Below are 18069 nucleotides of genomic sequence, written 5' to 3'. Positions count from 1 at the left end.
TGGGGCGGCTGGGGCATTGGTGCTGCCCTTGGCGTCGCAGCTGGCATGGCGATCGAAGGTGCTGCCAATTCCTATCCCGGCGGATACTACCCTGGTGGCTATCAAGGAGGTGTTCCTGCTGGCGGGTATGCCGTTCCGCAGGGATATTATGGAGCGCCAGCCTATTATGGTGGTGTCCCGCCTTATACCTGGGGGTATTGAGGCGGGAGTATAAGGGCGCGGCCTTTTCGTCAGTCAGTGACGAAATCGGCGGCGCGGTATCCCTGAGCGAACAGATGCGCGCGCAGACCTGAAAAATTGATCTGCGTGCCAATCACCTTCTTCACGTTCGGTTTTGCGTGGAAGGCCAGACCCAGCCCGGCGCTGGCCAGCATTGGAATATCGTTCGCACCATCACCAGTTGTGAGCGCAGCACGAAGCTGAACACCCCGCTCAGTTGTCAGGGCCTCCAAATGAGTCAGCTTTGCATCTGGCCCCAGAACCGGGCCGCCTAGCTTTCCAGTCATCTTGCCATCGACGATTTCAAGAATGTTTCCGTGATTTTCGTCGAAGCCACATAGCTCCGCCACACGTTGTGTGAACCATGTGAAGCCACCTGATACCAGAGCCGTGCGTGCGTTGTGCTTGCGCATGGTCTGCACGAGCTCTTTTGCGCCGTCCGTCAGGGTTACATTCTTCCAGACGTCTTCCAGAACAGACGCTGATTTTCCTGCAAGCAGAGCAACGCGTTGCTCAATGGACGTTTCGAAGTCGATCTCTCCATTCATGGAGGCTCGGGTGATGGCGGCAACCTGCTCGCCTACACCAAGAGCCGCCGCCATTTCATCCAGCGTTTCTCCCGTCACGATAGTGCTGTCCATGTCTGCAACGAGAACAGCTTTGCGGCGGCCACGGGTTTTCAGCAACAGTGTGTCGACCTGATAGGGGGCCAGCGTTGCGCGGATTGTTGCTGCGCTTGCGGCGCCGGGCCCAGGTGTAGGGCATGGAATATCGACGGCTTCCCCTTCAGACAGAACGATAGGGGCTTTGCCTTTCACCAGAGAGCGGGCGACGTCGATGGCTTCTGGTTTGAGGGGGCCAGCCTTGCGGTCGGCAATGAGTGTCAGAACGGAAGGAAGGGACATAAGCTCTCGTAACGATCCAGCGCGTGTGGCAGGAACAGGGGAATGAACGCCCCAAAGACAGCAATCATTGTGGCTGGCCCGACGTGCTCCGGCAAGTCTGCTCTGGCACTTGATCTTGCGCGGACCTTCAATGGAACAGTGATCAATGCTGATTCCATGCAGGTTTACCGCGATCTTCATATTCTCACAGCGCGCCCCGATGCAGCGGATGAGGCGGTTGTTCCTCACCGACTGTACGGCGTTCTGGATGCGGCAACGCCGGGAAGTGTGGCCTGGTGGCGCGAACAGGCTCTGACCGAAATGGACGCGGCCTGGAGGGCTGGGCGTCTGCCAATTCTGTGCGGCGGTACGGGCATGTATCTCCGCGCTCTCACGGATGGTCTCGTGGAAGTGCCTGACCCGGGGGATAGCGCGCGGCGGGAAGCCCGAACGCTGGCGCAGGACATTGGCCCGGCAGCTCTGCATGAGAAGCTGTTGGAGGTAGACCCGGAAACTGCCTCCACGCTGCGCCCGAACGATACGCAGCGTATTTCCAGAGCATGGGAAGTCTGGCGTGGGACGGGGCATGGTCTTGTCTGGTGGCGGGCTCAACCCGGTCTGCCAGCGGCTCCCTGCCGATTTGTTTCCGTTCTTCTAGATCCGCCACGGGAGGAATTGCGGGCGTCTCTTGATGCCCGCTTCAGCCAGATGCTGGAGGCCGGGGCGTTGGATGAAGTACGTCAACTTGTTGCACGGGGTTTGGATTCTGTATTGCCAGCCATGCGCGCGCATGGGGTTCCTGAGCTTGCTGCGGTGTTGCAGGGTGACGTGCTGATCGAGGCTGCGCGACAGGCTGCTGTTCTGGCGACAGGCCGATATACGCGCCGACAGGCGACGTGGTTTCGGCATCATGCCTTGGGATCAGATGGCAATTCGATGGTTTCGTTTCGTAGATATACCCCATTTGCGCAAGAATCGAAAACAGAACACGAAAAAATTGAGAATTTTATATCTGAGCGAGTTGACGAATCCTACAGAACTGTCCTAAATCCCGCGCCTCATACCCCTTAGGAGGATACGGTGACGGCTTCTGCTGAAAGAGACGCAACAACAGGCAACGAGGCGCTGAATGGCGCGGAGGTGCTTCTGCGCGTTCTCGATGAACAGGGCGTAGAGGTAGTCTTTGGCTATCCGGGGGGCGCTGTCCTTCCAATCTACGATGCGCTCTTCAAGCAGGACCGTATCCGCCACATTCTTGTCCGTCATGAGCAGGCTGCCGTTCATGCGGCTGAGGCCTATGCGCGTTCGACGGGCAAGGTTGGTGTTGTTCTGGTGACATCTGGTCCGGGCGCGACCAATGCCGTGACCGGCCTTGTCGATGCGCTGATGGATTCGATCCCGCTGGTCTGTCTTACGGGTCAGGTGCCGACGAAGCTAATCGGCAATGATGCGTTCCAAGAAGCGGACACGACGGGCATTACCCGCCCGGCCACGAAGCACAACTATCTGGTGCGGACGCCGGGCGCTCTGGCGCAAACGGTGCGTGAAGCTTTCGAGGTGGCGCGTTCCGGTCGTCCGGGGCCTGTGCTGGTTGATCTGCCCAAGGACATCACGGTTGGTCAAGCTCCGCTAACGGCGCCAGCGCTGTCACGGCTGAAGCGTTTCCGTCGTCAGGGTGGGCCGGATGCCGAGGCGATTGCCCGCACGGTCCAGGCCATGAAGACGGCCAAGCGCCCTCTGTTCTACACGGGCGGTGGTATCATCAACTCCGGTCCGGAAGCGTCTGAGCTTCTGCGTCGTCTGGCGCGCAAGACGGGTTTCCCGGTCACGTCCACGCTGATGGGGCTGGGGGCGTTTCCGTCTCCTGATCCGCAGTTCCTTGGTATGCTCGGCATGCACGGGTCTGTTGAGGCGAACATGGCCACGCATGGCTGTGATCTGCTGATCGCTCTGGGTGCGCGTTTTGATGATCGCGTGACGGGCCGTGTGGACGCGTTTTCGCCGAATTCGTTCAAGGTTCATGCGGATATTGATCCGAGCCAGATCAACAAGATCATCCGCGTGGATGTGCGTCTGGAAGGTGATGCTCGCGATACGCTTCAGGCGCTGCTGGACGCATGGGACGATACGCCGGCACCTGATCTGAGCACATGGTGGAACCAGATTGCGTCCTGGCGCAGCGTGGATGGCTTCGGCTTCACGCAGGACATGACGCCGTCTGCGGTGATCCGTCCGCAGCATGCCGTTCGTCGCCTGTACGAAATGGCGATGGAAACGGGGCGTGACACGTTTGTGTCCACCGAGGTGGGTCAGCATCAGATGTGGGCGGCCCAGCATTTCCAGTTCGCCAAGCCGAACCGCTGGCTGACGTCTGGTGGTCTGGGAACGATGGGCTACGGTTTGCCAGCTGCTGTGGGCGCGCAGGTTGCGCATCCGGATGCTCTGGTGATTGATATTGCGGGTGAAGCCTCGACCCTGATGAATATTCAGGAGCTGGGCACGATTGCGCAGTATCGTCTGCCGGTGAAGATCTTCATCCTGAACAACCAGTATATGGGCATGGTGCGTCAGTGGCAGGAGCTGCTGCACGGGTCACGCTACTCCCAGTCTTACAGCGAGGCGCTGCCAGACTTCGTAAAGTTGGCGGAAGCGTTTCAGGCAACCGGAATGCGTGCGACCTGCGTAGGTGAGCTGGACGATGTCATCCGCCGGATGCTGGAGCATGACGGCCCTGTCATCGCGGATATCTGCGTGGCGGAAAATGAAAACTGCTATCCGATGATTCCATCGGGTGCGGCTCACAACCAGATGCTGCTTGGCCCGGATCAGGATTCCGCAGCCGCAGGTCTGACCGAAGAAGGGATGATGCTGGTCTGATGACGGAGACAATCCAACATTCGGTCATCTCGGTTCTTATTGAAGACGAGAGTGGCGCACTGGCCCGCGTGGTGGGTCTGTTTTCAGGCCGGGGCTACAACATTGAGAGCCTGACTGTGGCGCTGGTGGATGCCGAGCGCAGTCTGTCACGCATTACGGTTCTGACGTCGGGGACGCCGCAGGTTATTGAGCAGATCAAGGCGCAGCTGAAGCGTTTGATTCCGGTTCATGCTGTCTGTGATCTGACGGAAGAAGGCCCGTATGTGGGCCGTGAGCTTGCTCTGGTGAAAGTCGTTTCCCGTGGCGAGGACCGCACGGAAGGTTTGCGGATTGCAGATTCCTTCCGAGCCCGCCCGGTTGATACGACGGCCACCAGTTTTGTGTTCGAACTGACGGGGTCTCCCTCTAAGATCGACGCTTTTATCGAGTTGATGCGCCCCCTTGGCCTGGCTGAGGTTTCGCGCACGGGGATTGCGGCCATTGGTCGTGGCCCTTCTGTCTTTCACGTTAACGAGGAACATGTCTGATGCGGGTGTATTACGATCGCGATGCCGATCTGAATCTGATCAAGAGCAAGAAAGTCGCGATCATTGGCTACGGCAGCCAGGGTCACGCTCATGCCAACAACCTGCGTGACAGCGGCCTGACCGACATCGTCATTGGCCTGCGTCCGACGTCCTCTGCCGTTAAGAAGGCAGAAGAGGCTGGTTTCAAGGTCATGTCCCCGGACGAGGCTGCTGCCTGGGCCGATGTGGTCATGGTTCTGACGCCGGATGAAGGCCAGGGCGCCCTGTACAAGGACAGCCTTGAGAAGAACCTGAAGCAGGGTGCAGCTCTTGCATTCGCACATGGTCTGTCCATCCACTTCCGCATCATCGAAGCCCGTCCGGATCTGGACGTGTTCCTGATCGCGCCGAAGGGCCCGGGCCACACGGTGCGTTCCGAATACCAGCGTGGCGGTGGCGTTCCGTCCCTCGTTGCTGTGGCTCAGAATGCGTCCGGCAAGGCTCTGGACATCGCTCTGTCCTACGCTTCCGCAAATGGCGGCGGCCGTGCAGGCATCATCGAGACGAGCTTCAAGGAAGAAGTCGAAACCGATCTGTTCGGTGAGCAGGCTGTTCTGTGTGGCGGTGTCGTTGACCTGATCCGCGCTGGCTTCGAGACGCTGGTTGAAGGTGGCTACGCCCCGGAAATGGCTTACTTCGAGTGCCTGCACGAAATGAAGCTGATCGTGGATCTGATCTACGAAGGCGGCATTTCCAACATGAACTACTCCATCTCCAACACTGCGGAGTATGGTGAGTACGTGACGGGTCCGCGCATCATCACGCCGGAAACGAAGGCTGAGATGAAGCGCGTTCTGACGGACATTCAGGATGGGACGTTCGTTCGTAACTTCATCCTTGAGAACCAGTCCGGCGGCGTTGGCTTCAAGGCCATTCGCGCTCGCAATGACGCTCACCAGATCGAGAAGACCGGTGAGAAGCTGCGTGCGATGATGCCGTGGATTGCCAAGGGCAAGCTGGTCGACAAGGCTAAGAACTGATCTTTACGGATTAGGGCCCCTTAGGCGCTATCGGCTAGGGGGTATGAAGAGCACGCATTGCGAGGCTGAGATATTTCAGCCTTGGAGTGCGTGTTTTTTTATGCGCTGTGCAGGAGCCTACCTACGCCGCAGATGACACATAAGTCGAATCGTTGGTTATGACGGGGCGTATCTGTTGCTGTGTCAGAAAGACCCTGAAGTGAAGGGTGATCCCAAAAAATTGCCGGCTTTTTGAGTTTTTAGAGGGTGTTTTACTCTGAATTCCCAAACGGTTGTTCTTCTTGGGAGCGTCTGGCGGCAGTGGGATGATCTGTAATGTCGGCTCGGCTTCTTCAGGCAATGTGACATATTAGCGAATCAGGCCAGAAAACCCTTGCATCCTCAGGAAGGGGGCTCTAACTACCGCGCTTCTTGGCCCAAGGGGGCGATTTCGCCCAACAGGCTGTCTACTGGTTTGGGGGTACGTGATGAACGCACTTGCTCAACTGGGGATGGTATCGGAACTCCCGAGAGATATCCAGAACAGCGCTGCTCACTCTGTTGAAGAGGAGCGCAAAGACTATTTTATTGAACGGGATGGCGAACGCTATGCCGGTAATCATTTGCTGATCGATTTCTGGGATGCCCGGAATCTAGATGATCCAGCACGGATTGATGAGACGCTGCGCGAGGGTGCTATTGCAGCCGGTGCAACGATTCTGCATAGCCATTTCCACCACTTCACGCCGAATGGCGGTGTGTCTGGTGTTCTGGTTCTGGCAGAAAGTCACATCTCGATCCACACATGGCCAGAGCGTAATTACGCTGCGGTAGATGTGTTCATGTGCGGCGCCTGTGATCCGAATCTTTCGATTCCGGTCATGCAGCGTTTGTTCCAGGCTGGCCGCATCGAAGTTGATGCCGTACGCCGTGGACGCGTGCAGGACAGGAACGCTAGCGCAGCCTGATTCTCGGATAAGGGCCAGCCGAACCGGCTGGTCTTTACTCTGCTATTAAATCCCGACAAGGAACCGATGACCATGGCTGAAACATGGATCAACGAGACCCTGTACCCGGACTGGGGACAGCGTTTTCTCGTAACGCGTGAGCTCGCGCGCGTAAAATCTGATTTCCAGGACATTGTTGTCTTTGAAAGCTCCAGCCATGGCCGTGTGCTGGTTCTGGATGGCGTCATTCAGATCACGGAACGCGATGAGTTCGTTTATCAGGAAATGCTGACGCATGTTCCGATGCTGGCGCATCCGTGTGCGAAGCGCGTTCTGATCATTGGTGCGGGTGATGGTGGCGTTCTGCGTCGCGTTCTTGAGCACAAGACCGTTGAAAAAGCCGTTATGGTGGAAATCGATGGTGCGGTGATCGAACTGTCCAAGCAGCACCTGCCGAACATTGCGGGCGATGCCTGGAATGACCCGCGCGCTGAAGTGATTGTCGGCGATGGTATCGACTATGTTGCCAAGGCTGCTGACGGTTCTTTTGACGTCATCATCGTGGACAGCACGGACCCGATCGGCGTTGGTGAAGTTCTGTTTACAGACGAATTTTACAGCAACTGCGCACGTATCCTGTCGGATGAAGGTCTGATCGTGAATCAGTGCGGTGTTCCGTTCATGCAGTCTGATGAACTGTATGAGACGAGCCTGCGTCGTGCGAAATTCTTCCCGCATGTTTCAGCTTATGTTGCCGCTGTTCCGACTTATGTCGGCGGTTTCATGACGCTGGGTATGGCTTCCAAAGGTCAGGCTCCGAACACGCAGACGCTGGAGCAGATTCGCGGACGTGCAGACGCTGCCAAGATCCTCGGCACGACACGCTATTGGACGCCTGAAATTCACGTCGGCTCTTTCAATCTGCCGCCGTATATTGCCGAGCATCTTCCTAAGACGGAGAAGTAAGGCCTGATCTTTCGCTCTTTTAGGAGTGAAGGATTTTAAAGACAGCTTTCGAGGCTGCTGCTCATGCGTTCCAGAAGCGTAATGAGAATGTCTCTTTCCAGCGGAGTGAAGCCTTTGAAGGCTTCCTCGCTGGCTCCTTCCATAATCGGAATCACCTGCTGGCTCTTAGTGAGGCCAACTGGCGAAAGCCGGATCTGACTGACGCGTTTGTCGTCCGGGTCGGGTTCGCGTTCGATCAGGCCGTCCCGCTCCATGCGGGCCAGCAGTGTTGCCATGCCTGGTTGCTCAATCCCTGCGAGCTCAGCAAGCACCTTTTGAGTGCGGATTTCGCCTTTTCCGAGGGCAAGGAAAACCGGAATCTGTCCTGCGCGCATTCCGGCGGGTTTCAGTTTCTGTTCCATCAGGCGCGTGAAAAGGCGCCCGGTCTTGCTTGTTAACGAGCCTATGGAGAGGCAAGGGGCCTGATTCTGCATGGGGAACTGCCTTCAGGTGGATAGTGTGGATAACATACATAACATGCTATGTATTTATTTTAAGAAGACTGCTCATATCGTAAAGCGGTTTTCCTGATCTCTTTGGAAATCAGGAAAACGAGAGGATGCACTTACGGTTTGGAAGTGGGTGGCAACGATTTGCACTGATGGTCGCGGTACAGGCTCCATTCTTCACAGGTTTGGCCGGAGGGCAGGTGGCACATACCAACCTGTCCAGCCGGCTGACTAACGATTTCCAGAGTTCCCCCCTGCTGTGTGCAGGAGACGCTGGCCGGGTTTGCCAGACCTATGAGATGCGGCTTTTGCGGTTGCTCCGCGCTGCATGCAGCCAATAGGAGAAGAGTGGCGCCATAGACGCTGTTTTTGAGCGAGAAGCACATATCAGGGTGCCGTCCTTGTAAAGAAGCGGACGTTGTTTTCTTTGGCGCCAAGGGTTTTTACAGCGTCTGCGAATTTCTGGAAGTGAGGCGTTTTGAGATGCACATCAAAGGCGGCCTGGTCGCGATAGGTTTCGACAAGTACAATGAGATTCGGATCTTCGTTGGATGTCATCACGTCAAAGCTATGGCAGTCGGGCTCGTCCGCGTTGGAATGCTTGCTGTCATAAGCACACATTTCAAGGAATTTTTCCCGATTTTCTGGGGGAATGGACAATTCTGCAATGACAGTCAGTTCGCCAGCCATGAAAGTTCTCCCGTTCTGGTTACAAAGGTATGCGGCAATCGTAACGCAGAACTAACCGTAACGATTGCGAAGAGATCAGGAAACTGGCAGGATCGAGTCCGACCAATACGGGAGAGACTGGCCCTCAGGGCTGGCGCCGAAGGAGCAACCGCCCCGGAAACTCTCAGGCCAAAGGACCGAGTTGGTCGGTAAATTCTGGAGAGAGGTGCGCCTGACGTACCCGCCGACGGGATAGCGATCTCAGGCAAAAGGACAGAAGGGGCGGCGCTTTCCGGAAACTCCGGGCGCGTCTGCACCTTCACGTTCTGACCGGGCCGGACCTACCCCATGACCGACTCTCTCCAGCGTACCCCTCTCCATGCTCTCAATCTGGAACTTGGCGCCAAAATGGTGCCGTTTGCGGGTTATGAGATGCCGCTTCAGTATCCGGCTGGGCTGATGGCCGAGCATTTGCACACGCGTAGCAAGGCTGGGCTTTTTGACGTCTCCCATATGGGACAGATCCGGATTTCTGCCCGCAGTGGCGATGTACGTGATGCGGCTCTGGCGCTCGAAAGCCTGATCCCGGCCGATTATGCGGGGCTTGCGAAGGGGCGGCAGCGCTACGGATTTCTGACCAGTGATACCGCAGGCATTCTCGATGATCTGATGGTCGCCAATATGGGTGATGATCTGTTCGTTGTGGTGAATGCGTCCTGCAAGGAGCAGGATGCGGCGCTGATTGAAGCGGCTCTTTCTGACCGTTGTGTTGTGACGCGGCAGTTTGATCGCGCGCTGATGGCGTTGCAGGGGCCTCAGGCTCAGGAGGCTATCGCACCTCTTTGTCCGGCAGCGGTCGATATGCGGTTCATGGATGTGATCGAGACGGAGCTTGCTGGTGTTCCGGTCACGCTGTCGCGCTCGGGTTACACTGGTGAAGATGGTTACGAAATTGGCTGTGCAGCCGCAGATGCGGAGACCGTTGCGCGGGCGTTGCTGGCTCAGCCGCAGGTTCTGCCCATTGGGCTTGGAGCCCGGGATTCGCTTCGTCTGGAAGCGGGGCTGTGCCTGTATGGCAATGACATCGACACGACGACCACGCCAATTGAAGCCTCTTTGGCCTGGGCCATTCAGAAGGCCCGGCGCGAGGGTGGCTCCCGGGAAGGCGGGTATCCGGGCGCTGAAATCGTTCTGCGTCAGGCTCGTGAAGGTGTCAGCCGCAAGCGTGTTGGCCTGATGGCAGAGGGGCGTGCGCCTGTTCGTGCGGGTGCAAAGCTTTTTGCGGATGCGGACGGCCAGAAAGAGATCGGTCTTGTGACGTCAGGGGCGTTTGGCCCGACGGTTCAGGCACCGGTGGCGATGGGATACGTCGCAACAGATTACGCAGGGAATGACACGGCACTGTTTGCCGAACTGCGTGGGAAATTCGTTCCGGTTCATGTGCGGGCGATGCCGTTCGTGGCGCCCGGTTTCAAGCGTTAAGCCAAGGAAAAGCAGCGATGACGACTTATTATACCAAATCGCATGAATGGATTCGTCTGGACGGTGAGGAAGCAACTGTGGGCATCACGGCTCATGCTTCTGAAGAGCTGGGCGAACTGGTGTTTGTGGAAGCCAAGGACGAGGGTACAGACGTGGCGGCTGGCGATGCTGCTGCGGTTGTGGAATCCGTCAAGGCGGCGTCTGACATTTATGCTCCGGTTGCCGGTGTGCTGTCGGGCTTCAACACGAAGCTGTCCGATGAGCCGACGCTGGTTGGTAATGACCCAGAAGGTGAGGGCTGGATCTTCAAGATGAAGGTTTCCAACCCTGAAGACGTGACGTCCCTTCTGACGGCAGAGCAGTACAAGAGTCTCTGACGTTCTGTGATGGGTCTGGCTTTTGCCGGGCCCATTTTTCTTTCCCTGCCCATCAAGACTTCCAGAGAACGATACCGTGACGATCCTGTGGCCTGAACAGACCGAAGACTTCAGCTCCCGCCATATTGGCCCACGCTCCTCTGAAATTACGGAGATGTTGCAGACGATTGGGGCGTCCAGCCTTGACGATCTGATTGACCGGACGGTTCCGAAAGCCATTCTTGATCGTGGCGATCATGGGATTGGTGAGGCGCTGACTGAACAGCAGGCTCTGGCGCGTCTGCGGGAGATTGCGTCCCGGAACCGCGTTCTGACGTCCATGATCGGGCAGGGATATTACGACACGGTTCTGCCGCCGGTCATTCAGCGCAATATTCTGGAAAACCCGGCCTGGTACACGGCTTACACGCCGTATCAGCCGGAAATCAGTCAGGGCCGCCTTGAGGCGCTTCTGAACTTCCAGACGCTTGTGGCGGATCTGACGGGGCTCGATATTGCCAATGCTTCCCTGCTGGATGAGGGCACGGCCTGTGCGGAGGCGATGGCGCTGGCCAAGCGTGTCTGCAAGTCCAAGTCCGACCGGTTCTTTGTGGATGCTGACACGCATCCGCAGACGCTGGCTGTTCTGAAGACGCGGGCCGAGCCGCTGGGCTGGGAGATTGTGGTGGGTGATCCTGCGACGGATCTGGATGCGGCGTCCGTGTTTGGTGCGCTGTTGTCCTATCCGGGGTCGTCCGGGGCTGTGCGTGATCCGCGGGGTGTGATTGAGGCTGTTCATGCGCAGGGCGGTATTGTTGCCGTGACCTGTGATCCGCTGGCTCTTGTGATGCTGGAAAGCCCGGGGGCTCTGGGCGCGGACATCGCCATCGGGTCCATGCAGCGTTATGGCGTGCCGATGGGCGGTGGTGGCCCGCATGCCGGGTTCATGGCGACGAAGGATGCTTACAAGCGGCACATGCCGGGTCGTTTGGTCGGTGTTTCGCGTGATAGCGCCGGGCGCCCGGCGTATCGACTGGCGTTGCAGACCCGTGAGCAGCATATCCGCCGTGAGAAGGCGACGTCCAACATCTGTACGGCGCAGGTTCTGCTGGCCGTCATTGCGTCCATGTATGCGGTGTATCATGGGCCGGAAGGGTTGAAGGCGATTGCGGGTCGTACGCATCGTCTGGCGGCTATTCTGGCGGCGGGTCTGAAGGCTCTGGGTGTGACGGTTGAGACGGAAACGTTCTTCGACACGCTGACAGTTCAGGCTGGTTCCGATGCGCCGGATATTCTTGCCAAGGCTCTGGACGCCGGGATCAATCTGCGTGATGCGGGCGAAGGACGGATTGGTCTGTCCTGTGATGAGACGACGACGCCTGAGACCATCCGGGCGCTGTGGCAGTGTTTTGGGGCGGATGAGGCGCGTGTTGCGGTTCTGGAGCGCGAGCTTTCTGTTGAAGAAGGTCTGCCTCAGGCGCTGTCCCGTCAGGCGGCTTTGCTGACGCATCCGGTGTTCCATGTTCATCGTTCGGAGACGGATCTGCTGCGGTATATGCGGTCTCTGTCTGATAAGGATCTGGCGCTGGATCGGACGATGATTCCGCTGGGCTCCTGCACGATGAAGCTTAATGCGACGGCGGAAATGATTCCCATCACCTGGCCTGAGTTCGGGCGGATTCATCCGTTTGCTCCGAAAGATCAGCAGGCTGGATATGCGGAACTGTTTGCGTATCTGGAGCGGACGCTGTGTGCGATTTCGGGGTATGATGCTGTATCGCTTCAGCCGAATTCTGGTGCGCAGGGTGAGTTTGCGGGCCTTCTGGCGATCCGTGGGTATCATCAGGCGCGCGGAGATATGGATCGGGATGTGTGCCTGATCCCGGCGTCCGCGCATGGGACAAATCCGGCGTCTGCCCACATGGTCGGGATGCGGGTTGTTGTTGTGGCCTGTGACAGCAATGGCAACGTTGATGTTGACGATCTGAAGGCGAAGATCGCGCAGCATGACGGGCGTGTGGCGGCCATCATGATTACCTATCCGTCCACGCATGGGGTGTTTGAGGAACGGATTGTCGAGATCTGTGATCTTGTTCATGCGGCTGGTGGGCAGGTTTATCTGGACGGCGCGAACCTGAATGCGCAGGTTGGTCTGGCACGACCGGGCCTGTACGGGGCTGATGTTTCGCATTTCAATCTGCACAAGACGTTTTGCATTCCGCATGGCGGTGGTGGACCGGGCATGGGACCAATTGGCGTGGGGAGCCATTTGGCGCCGTATCTGCCGGGTCAGAACGGGATTGCCGTTTCTGCTGCGCCGTATGGGTCAGCGTCCATTCTGCCGATCTCTGCAGCGTACATCATGATGATGGGGGATGAGGGACTGCGCCGGGCGACGGAAGTGGCCATTCTGAATGCGAACTACATCGCAGCGCGTCTTGAAGCACATTACCCGGTGCTGTATCGGGGCAGCAATGGCTTTACGGCGCATGAGTGCATTGTTGATCTGCGGCCAATCAAGGATGCAGTTGGTGTGACGGTGGACGATATTGCCAAGCGTCTGATTGACCACGGGTTCCATGCGCCGACGGTCAGTTTCCCCGTGGCGGGGACGTTCATGATCGAGCCGACAGAGTCCGAGGGGAAGGTCGAGCTGGATCGGTTCTGCGATGCGATGATCGCCATTCGGGCAGAAATCGCGGACGTGGAAGCGGGGACAGTTGCCGTAGAGGATAGCCCGCTACGGTTTGCGCCTCATACGACGGCTGACTTGGCCGGTGAGTGGGGTCGCCCCTATGCGCGGGAGAAGGGCTGTTTCCCGGGTGGGGTTAACACGTCCAAGTACTGGTCGCCTGTCGGACGGCTGGATAACGCGTGGGGCGACCGGAATCTGGTGTGTTCCTGCCCGGATATTTCGACTTACGCAGACGCGTAATATTAATCTGTTTTGTGAGTAGAAAAGGGCGCCCTCAAAAGGGGCGCCTTTTTTTATTGTCTATCAGGATGTGACGGTGACCCACTGTGCAGACGTCAGTTCTGCCAGACGCGCCGGGGTGAGCATGACGGAGGCATTGGTGGCACCTGCCGCAGGGATCACGATGTTAAATGCGCGAAGAGACTCATCGCAATAAACGGGAAGTGGCTTTGATAGTCCAAAGGGGCAAACGCCGCCGGGCGGATGGCTTGTAAGTGCCAGCACCTCGTCTCCGTTAAGGAAGCGGGGACGACCTCCCAGAGCGTCTTTTGTCAGACGATTATCCAGACGTTTGGTTCCTGCCATAACGATCAGAACAGTTTTAGCCTGTGGACCTGACCCGACCTTCACCCCGAGTGTTTTGGCAATCTGGTCGGGTTCGACATTGTGTGTGGCAGCAGCCTCTTCAACGGTAGCCGTGGAACGCTCCGTCACGATGATGGAGAGATCAGGCGCGCGCTGGGCGAGATCAGTCCTTACGCTTTCAAGACTCATGAATAGGTGCCTCCGGAAACTTCAGGAAGATGTTTCATGTGAAACATGGGGGAGATTTCAGAAAACGTATCTTGTAGAAATGGCAGCGCACAGGGGCGAGGGCCATCAGTTTACCGATGGGAACCAGCTCCTGTATCTTTTTTGTGAGGAAAAAACCGTGAGTCATGCTGCCTGTGTTGTCGCCATTCTGACTGTATCGTCTGACCAGGCACGAGAACTGGAGCTGGAACTGGTACGCTGCATTGTTGCATCCCGTGCGGAAGAAGGCTGTCAGCGTTACGTAATCAGCCGCGATCAGGACCATGCAGGACGCTTCACGGCCGAGGAGCGCTGGGCTTCGACTGAGGCTTTCGAACAGCATCTGGAGACGCCGCATTTCCGTTCTCTTGCCGCGTTGCTGGATCGTTTGGATGCTTCGGTGCAGTTGATGAAGGTGACGCCGCTTGATGAAATCAGTGACGCGATCTGAAAGCTGTTTCAATTCCAGCGGGAATATGTCTCTTCTGGTGTGTCGCTGTTGGGGCGGCAAACCATGCACGAAGGAGAGACACCCATGACAGCAACCGTAACATTTCAGGTCGAAGGCATGTCCTGCACAGGGTGTTCAGGCAAGCTCCAGAAAGCCCTTGAAGCTGTTCCTGGCGTTTCTGCTGCGGATGTGACCCTGGAGCCAGCACAGGCTGTCATTCAGTATGACGATGCCAAGGTTTCTACGGCAGCGCTGAAAGAGACAGTGGAAGACGTTGGCTTTGACGTCGTTGGTTGACTGAGAGATTGCCTTTGGCGGTCAGAGCCTGAGGTGCAGGCTCTGAGTTGCCATAATGAAGTGGACGCCTGTTGTATTGCCCGCTTCCAGTTCTTCATGAATGCGCAGAACGGGATCCTGCTGGCGTCTGAGTGTCGGTTTGACGTGCGTGATTACGACGGGCAGATTTTTGAGCGAAACGCCTGCGATCTGCTGAAGGTCTTCCAGTTCTGTCTCTACCCAGTGCGGCGTCAGATGCCCGTACAGGTGGCTATCGGAAATGGAGTTGTCATAAGAGCACTCTATCATGATGGCATGGAGATGTTTCTGACGCACAAGGGGCGCGACAGCCTGCCAGAGACGATGCAGGTGATCTGAGCGTTGTGGGGCGTCTGGCCCGGTATCTCCGAGATAGAGCAGGGCGTCTTGGCCGTTTGTGAGCAGAAATGCTGTTGATTCCACACCGCCGTGGTTCAATGGATAGGCCTGAACCTGCAAAGATGTTCCGCTAATAAGTGTTGGCTTCTCGGGTGTTAGATCGTCATAGCGGTATGTGCTGAGCCGGGGTTTGACGCCTTGGTCGCCCATGTTGGGCCAAATCTGCCAGTTGAAGATATGGTCTGCGAGAATGGCATTGACGGATGCGAGAGCCATGATCGGTTTGGGTGTGTCATCCGGGGAGATGGCGACCAGACCGGCAATATGATCCAGATGAGCATGGCTGATCAGATAGGCCGCAATGGTCGTGTGAAGAATTTCCCCTTCCGGTGTCAGTGTTGCAGAATTGAGGGAAAGGGTTTTGAACGCACCCGCTTTTACGGCGTCTTTCAGGCCATGTAGAACTGTTCCCGCATCGCAGAGAACGCCTTTGTCAGAACCTTGAGGCCGGATCAGGTAGGCGCTTAACGTTCCGTCATCCAGGCCCCCGGCGGCTCCCAGTACGACGATATCAAAGTCTGAGGCCTGCGCTATGGAGCCACAAAGAAGCAGAGGGAGAAATCCCTTCAGGACGGGGGCGATGCGCATGAGCGGGCGTTCTTTTCCGTGAGGAGGGGCTATTTTCGATAATGCGGCAGCGACAGTCCCTTGAGAAGGGCAAGTGCGCGAAGGGCAAACCCTGCGAAAATGGCGATGGCAGCCGCCAGTGTGGTGTCACACCCTGCTTTTGTCAGGAGGACATAGCTGCATGATGAGAGGGCAACAGCCGTAACATACAGCTCTGGACGAATGATGATGGATGGGACGCCAGCTAGCACATCGCGAAAAATGCCTCCCATGCAGGCACTGACAATTCCCATCAGAGCGGCTGGAACAGGTGGGATGCCATAGGCAATGGCTTTGGCTGCGCCATACACGCCATAAGCCGCAATCCCCATTCCGTCGAACCAGTCTACGGCGCGCTCGGACCAAAGCCTACCTGGCGTGAACCAGACGAGCAAAGCGCAGACCATGCAGACAGTGATGCCAGTGGAGTTATGCATCCATGAGACAGGTGCACCAATCAGCAGATCGCGCACGGTTCCACCGCCGACACCTGTAATGGCGGCAAAGAACATGAAGGTCAGGATTGTCAGGCGTTCCCGTGCGGCGGCGAGGGCTCCTGAAACGGCAAAGACGGCCGTTCCGGCAATATCCAGAATGGGCAAGACAGAAGTTGAGAAAGCCTCGAAAGCGGGATGCATCATGACGGGTGCCGTAACAGGGAACGCGGGTACGAAAAAGCCCGGCGCAAAGGCCGGGCTTCTCCGTTTTGCAGAAGTCTGCTCGGATTAGACCGAGTAGTACATCTCGAACTCGACCGGGTGGGGTGTGTGTTCGAACTTGTAGACTTCAGGCCACTTGATGTCGATGTAGCTCTCGATCTGGTCCTTGGTGAAAACGCCGCCTTCGAGAAGGAATGCGTGATCTTCCTGGAGAGCTTCGAGGGCTTCACGGAGCGAACCGCAGACCGTCGGGATCTGAGCCAGTTCTTCCTTCGGCAGCTCGTATAGATCCTTGTCCATGGCGTCGCCAGGGTGGATCTTGTTGCGGATGCCATCAAGGCCGGCCATCAGCATGGCTGCAAACGCGAGATATGGGTTTGCCATCGGGTCCGGGAAGCGGACTTCAACGCGTTTTGCCTTCGGGTTCGTGGCGTGCGGGATACGACACGAAGCTGAACGGTTGGCAGCGGAGTAAGCCAGCAGCACGGGCGCTTCAAAGCCCGGGATCAGGCGCTTGTAGGAGTTGGTGGACGGGTTCGTGAACGCGTTCAGAGCTTTGGCGTGCTTGATGATGCCGCCAATGTAGAACAGTGCGTCTTCGGACAGGTCCGCATACTTGTCGCCAGCGAAGGTTGGCTTGCCGTCTTTCCAGATGGACTGGTGAACGTGCATGCCGGAACCGTTGTCGCCCGAGATCGGCTTCGGCATGAACGTGGCTGTTTTGCCGTAGGAGTGGGCGACGTTGTGCACGCAGTACTTGTAGATCTGCATGAAGTCAGCAGACTTCACGAGTGTGTCGAACTTCGTGCCAAGCTCGTGCTGGGACTGTGCAACTTCGTGATGGTGCTTCTCGATCGGAAGACCCATTTCGCCCATTGTGGAGAGCATTTCGGCGCGGAGGTCATGCTCGCTGTCCACTGGCGGGACCGGGAAGTAACCACCCTTGACGACAGGGCGATGGCCCATGTTGCCTTCCGGGTAGGCCTTCAGAGATGCGCCTGGGCCTTCGATGCTGTCGAGCTGGTACGTGCCGAAGTTCGGACCAGTGCCGAACTGGACGTTGTCGAAGATGAAGAATTCAGCTTCCGGGCCGAAGAAAGCGGTATCGCCGAAGCCGGCTTCCTTCAGATAGGCTTCTGCAAGCTTGGCCGTCGAGCGGGGATCGCGATTGTAGAAGTTGCCTGTCTTGGGATCAATAATGTCACAGAACAGGATCAGCTGCGGCTTTGCGGAGAACGGGTCCATGACGGCCGTTTCCGGATCTGGCAGCAGAACCATGTCGGACTCGTTGATCGCTTTCCAGCCCTGGATGGACGAGCCATCGAACATGAAGCCTTCAACGAACGTGTCGTCTTCAATGGTGGAGACCGTCTGGGTCGTGTGGTGCCACTTGCCCTTGGGATCGGTGAAACGCAGATCGACGAACTCAGCCGCATGTTCCTGGATCATCTCGAAAACGCGGGCAACGGCCTCGGGCTTCGGTGCTGGTGGCTTGCCAGCTGCGGCGGTTGTCTTGGGGGAAGCAGCCTTGGCGGAAGCGCGGCGTGGAGCTGCAGCTTTCGGTTTGGCGGTGGAGGAAGTAGGGGCTTTTCTGGCCATCGATCTGTCGCCTTGCATCGTGTGAACGGCTTCAAAACGATTACGGGACAATTTCCCATCTGTCGAGTACGACATACACCTTCATTTCATCATCAATTGAAGAAAGAAAGTGTCTCAAAATGGCACTTGGCCTGATTGGA

At 57.3% G+C, this 18069-nt stretch carries 19 protein-coding genes, 1 pseudogene and 1 riboswitch; of the genes and pseudogenes, 12 read left to right on the top strand and 8 right to left on the bottom strand.

Annotated elements, in window-relative coordinates:
• A pseudogene (locus tag KP705_RS13410) lies at nt 1-201 on the top strand (hypothetical protein); the annotation flags it as partial.
• Between the two features lie 29 nt (nt 202-230).
• Here KP705_RS13410 and serB read toward each other — a convergent pair.
• Nucleotides 231-1124 (bottom strand): phosphoserine phosphatase SerB, encoded by an 894-nt coding sequence (serB, locus tag KP705_RS13405; RefSeq protein WP_046900383.1) that lies wholly within the window; start codon nt 1122-1124, stop codon nt 231-233.
• A gap of 42 nt (nt 1125-1166) precedes the next feature.
• Between serB and miaA the strand changes: the two genes are divergently transcribed.
• From miaA to speE, 6 genes are all read left to right on the top strand, one after another.
• The gene (gene miaA / locus KP705_RS13400) at nt 1167-2174 is read left to right on the top strand and encodes a tRNA (adenosine(37)-N6)-dimethylallyltransferase MiaA (protein WP_046900382.1); all 1008 of its coding nucleotides are present in this window, start codon (nt 1167-1169) and stop codon (nt 2172-2174) included.
• A 9-nt stretch (nt 2175-2183) separates the two neighbouring features.
• The gene (gene ilvB, locus KP705_RS13395; RefSeq protein WP_215764622.1) at nt 2184-3980 is read left to right on the top strand and encodes a biosynthetic-type acetolactate synthase large subunit; all 1797 of its coding nucleotides are present in this window, start codon (nt 2184-2186) and stop codon (nt 3978-3980) included.
• Entirely contained in the window at nt 3980-4507 is a 528-nt protein-coding gene (ilvN, locus tag KP705_RS13390; RefSeq protein ID WP_046900380.1) for an acetolactate synthase small subunit, read from the top strand. Before ilvB ends, ilvN begins: the two co-directional genes overlap by 1 nt.
• Nucleotides 4507-5526 carry a ketol-acid reductoisomerase gene (gene ilvC, locus KP705_RS13385; protein WP_046900379.1) on the top strand — a complete coding sequence of 340 codons (1020 nt, stop codon included), beginning with the start codon at nt 4507-4509 and terminating at the stop codon, nt 5524-5526. The genes ilvN and ilvC overlap by 1 nt, the downstream gene beginning before the upstream one ends.
• Nucleotides 5527-5993: 467 nt before the next feature.
• Nucleotides 5994-6473 carry an adenosylmethionine decarboxylase gene (speD, locus tag KP705_RS13380; protein WP_046900378.1) on the top strand — a complete coding sequence of 160 codons (480 nt, stop codon included), beginning with the start codon at nt 5994-5996 and terminating at the stop codon, nt 6471-6473.
• 72 nt (nt 6474-6545) lie between these two features.
• Complete coding sequence (gene speE, locus KP705_RS13375) at nt 6546-7418, top strand: polyamine aminopropyltransferase (RefSeq protein ID WP_046900377.1); 873 nt, start codon at nt 6546-6548, stop codon at nt 7416-7418.
• A gap of 35 nt (nt 7419-7453) precedes the next feature.
• Here the strand turns inward: speE and KP705_RS13370 are convergent, their stop codons facing one another.
• The 3 genes from KP705_RS13370 to KP705_RS13360 all read right to left on the bottom strand — a co-directional run bounded on the left by KP705_RS13370 (nt 7454) and on the right by KP705_RS13360 (nt 8596).
• Complete coding sequence (locus tag KP705_RS13370; protein ID WP_235271741.1) at nt 7454-7792, bottom strand: MarR family winged helix-turn-helix transcriptional regulator; 339 nt, start codon at nt 7790-7792, stop codon at nt 7454-7456.
• A 230-nt stretch (nt 7793-8022) separates the two neighbouring features.
• Nucleotides 8023-8292, bottom strand: a complete 270-nt coding sequence (locus KP705_RS13365) for a DUF333 domain-containing protein (RefSeq protein ID WP_215764621.1) — start codon at nt 8290-8292, stop codon at nt 8023-8025.
• Nucleotide 8293: 1 nt separating this feature from the next.
• Entirely contained in the window at nt 8294-8596 is a 303-nt protein-coding gene (locus KP705_RS13360; RefSeq protein ID WP_046900374.1) for a putative quinol monooxygenase, read from the bottom strand.
• A 98-nt stretch (nt 8597-8694) separates the two neighbouring features.
• Nucleotides 8695-8785, top strand: a riboswitch (glycine riboswitch).
• A gap of 138 nt (nt 8786-8923) precedes the next feature.
• On the opposite strand from KP705_RS13360, the gene gcvT reads away from it, so the two are divergent.
• The 3 genes from gcvT (at nt 8924) to gcvP (ending at nt 13348) form a co-directional block, all read left to right on the top strand.
• Entirely contained in the window at nt 8924-10057 is a 1134-nt protein-coding gene (gcvT, locus tag KP705_RS13355; protein ID WP_215764620.1) for a glycine cleavage system aminomethyltransferase GcvT, read from the top strand.
• A 17-nt stretch (nt 10058-10074) separates the two neighbouring features.
• On the top strand, nt 10075-10434 hold the full coding sequence (gcvH, locus tag KP705_RS13350; protein ID WP_064275498.1) for a glycine cleavage system protein GcvH: 360 nt from the start codon (nt 10075-10077) through the stop codon (nt 10432-10434).
• A 76-nt stretch (nt 10435-10510) separates the two neighbouring features.
• Nucleotides 10511-13348 carry an aminomethyl-transferring glycine dehydrogenase gene (gene gcvP, locus KP705_RS13345; protein WP_215764619.1) on the top strand — a complete coding sequence of 946 codons (2838 nt, stop codon included), beginning with the start codon at nt 10511-10513 and terminating at the stop codon, nt 13346-13348.
• 63 nt (nt 13349-13411) lie between these two features.
• Here the strand turns inward: gcvP and KP705_RS13340 are convergent, their stop codons facing one another.
• A complete protein-coding gene (locus KP705_RS13340; RefSeq protein WP_215764618.1) occupies nt 13412-13882 on the bottom strand; it encodes a YbaK/EbsC family protein in 471 nt (156 codons plus the stop codon).
• Nucleotides 13883-14039: 157 nt separating this feature from the next.
• On the opposite strand from KP705_RS13340, the gene KP705_RS13335 reads away from it, so the two are divergent.
• On the top strand, nt 14040-14351 hold the full coding sequence (locus KP705_RS13335; RefSeq protein ID WP_235271740.1) for a putative quinol monooxygenase: 312 nt from the start codon (nt 14040-14042) through the stop codon (nt 14349-14351).
• Nucleotides 14352-14435: 84 nt separating this feature from the next.
• Nucleotides 14436-14648 (top strand): heavy-metal-associated domain-containing protein, encoded by a 213-nt coding sequence (locus tag KP705_RS13330; RefSeq protein ID WP_046900368.1) that lies wholly within the window; start codon nt 14436-14438, stop codon nt 14646-14648.
• A gap of 21 nt (nt 14649-14669) precedes the next feature.
• On the opposite strand, the gene KP705_RS13325 is transcribed toward KP705_RS13330, so the two are convergent.
• The 3 genes from KP705_RS13325 to glnA form a co-directional block, all read right to left on the bottom strand.
• Entirely contained in the window at nt 14670-15653 is a 984-nt protein-coding gene (locus KP705_RS13325) for an MBL fold metallo-hydrolase (RefSeq protein WP_215764617.1), read from the bottom strand.
• Between the two features lie 29 nt (nt 15654-15682).
• The gene (locus KP705_RS13320) at nt 15683-16312 is read right to left on the bottom strand and encodes a trimeric intracellular cation channel family protein (RefSeq protein WP_064275503.1); all 630 of its coding nucleotides are present in this window, start codon (nt 16310-16312) and stop codon (nt 15683-15685) included.
• An 84-nt stretch (nt 16313-16396) separates the two neighbouring features.
• Entirely contained in the window at nt 16397-17779 is a 1383-nt protein-coding gene (gene glnA, locus KP705_RS13315; RefSeq protein ID WP_046900948.1) for a type I glutamate--ammonia ligase, read from the bottom strand.
• Between the last annotated feature and the right edge of the window lie 290 nt (nt 17780-18069).

Source organism: Gluconobacter sp. P1D12_c (assembly GCF_018812105.1).
Classification (GTDB): domain Bacteria; phylum Pseudomonadota; class Alphaproteobacteria; order Acetobacterales; family Acetobacteraceae; genus Gluconobacter; species Gluconobacter oxydans_A.
The sequence above is the reverse complement of the archived record's forward strand: the minus strand, read 5'-3'. Positions and strand labels throughout refer to the sequence as shown.

What these genes read in the sequence shown, in the direction of transcription:
- serB (WP_046900383.1), bottom strand. Translation starts at nt 1,124, where the DNA reads ATGTCCCTTCCTTCCGTTCTGACACTCATTGCCGACCGCAAGGCTGGC.
- miaA (WP_046900382.1), top strand. Translation starts at nt 1,167, where the DNA reads ATGAACGCCCCAAAGACAGCAATCATTGTGGCTGGCCCGACGTGCTCC.
- ilvN (WP_046900380.1), top strand. Translation starts at nt 3,980, where the DNA reads ATGACGGAGACAATCCAACATTCGGTCATCTCGGTTCTTATTGAAGAC.
- ilvC (WP_046900379.1), top strand. Translation starts at nt 4,507, where the DNA reads ATGCGGGTGTATTACGATCGCGATGCCGATCTGAATCTGATCAAGAGC.
- speD (WP_046900378.1), top strand. Translation starts at nt 5,994, where the DNA reads ATGAACGCACTTGCTCAACTGGGGATGGTATCGGAACTCCCGAGAGAT.
- speE (WP_046900377.1), top strand. Translation starts at nt 6,546, where the DNA reads ATGGCTGAAACATGGATCAACGAGACCCTGTACCCGGACTGGGGACAG.
- KP705_RS13370 (WP_235271741.1), bottom strand. Translation starts at nt 7,792, where the DNA reads ATGCGCGCAGGACAGATTCCGGTTTTCCTTGCCCTCGGAAAAGGCGAA.
- KP705_RS13365 (WP_215764621.1), bottom strand. Translation starts at nt 8,292, where the DNA reads ATGTGCTTCTCGCTCAAAAACAGCGTCTATGGCGCCACTCTTCTCCTA.
- KP705_RS13360 (WP_046900374.1), bottom strand. Translation starts at nt 8,596, where the DNA reads ATGGCTGGCGAACTGACTGTCATTGCAGAATTGTCCATTCCCCCAGAA.
- gcvT (WP_215764620.1), top strand. Translation starts at nt 8,924, where the DNA reads ATGACCGACTCTCTCCAGCGTACCCCTCTCCATGCTCTCAATCTGGAA.
- gcvH (WP_064275498.1), top strand. Translation starts at nt 10,075, where the DNA reads ATGACGACTTATTATACCAAATCGCATGAATGGATTCGTCTGGACGGT.
- KP705_RS13340 (WP_215764618.1), bottom strand. Translation starts at nt 13,882, where the DNA reads ATGAGTCTTGAAAGCGTAAGGACTGATCTCGCCCAGCGCGCGCCTGAT.
- KP705_RS13330 (WP_046900368.1), top strand. Translation starts at nt 14,436, where the DNA reads ATGACAGCAACCGTAACATTTCAGGTCGAAGGCATGTCCTGCACAGGG.
- KP705_RS13325 (WP_215764617.1), bottom strand. Translation starts at nt 15,653, where the DNA reads ATGCGCATCGCCCCCGTCCTGAAGGGATTTCTCCCTCTGCTTCTTTGT.
- KP705_RS13320 (WP_064275503.1), bottom strand. Translation starts at nt 16,312, where the DNA reads ATGATGCATCCCGCTTTCGAGGCTTTCTCAACTTCTGTCTTGCCCATT.
- glnA (WP_046900948.1), bottom strand. Translation starts at nt 17,779, where the DNA reads ATGATCCAGGAACATGCGGCTGAGTTCGTCGATCTGCGTTTCACCGAT.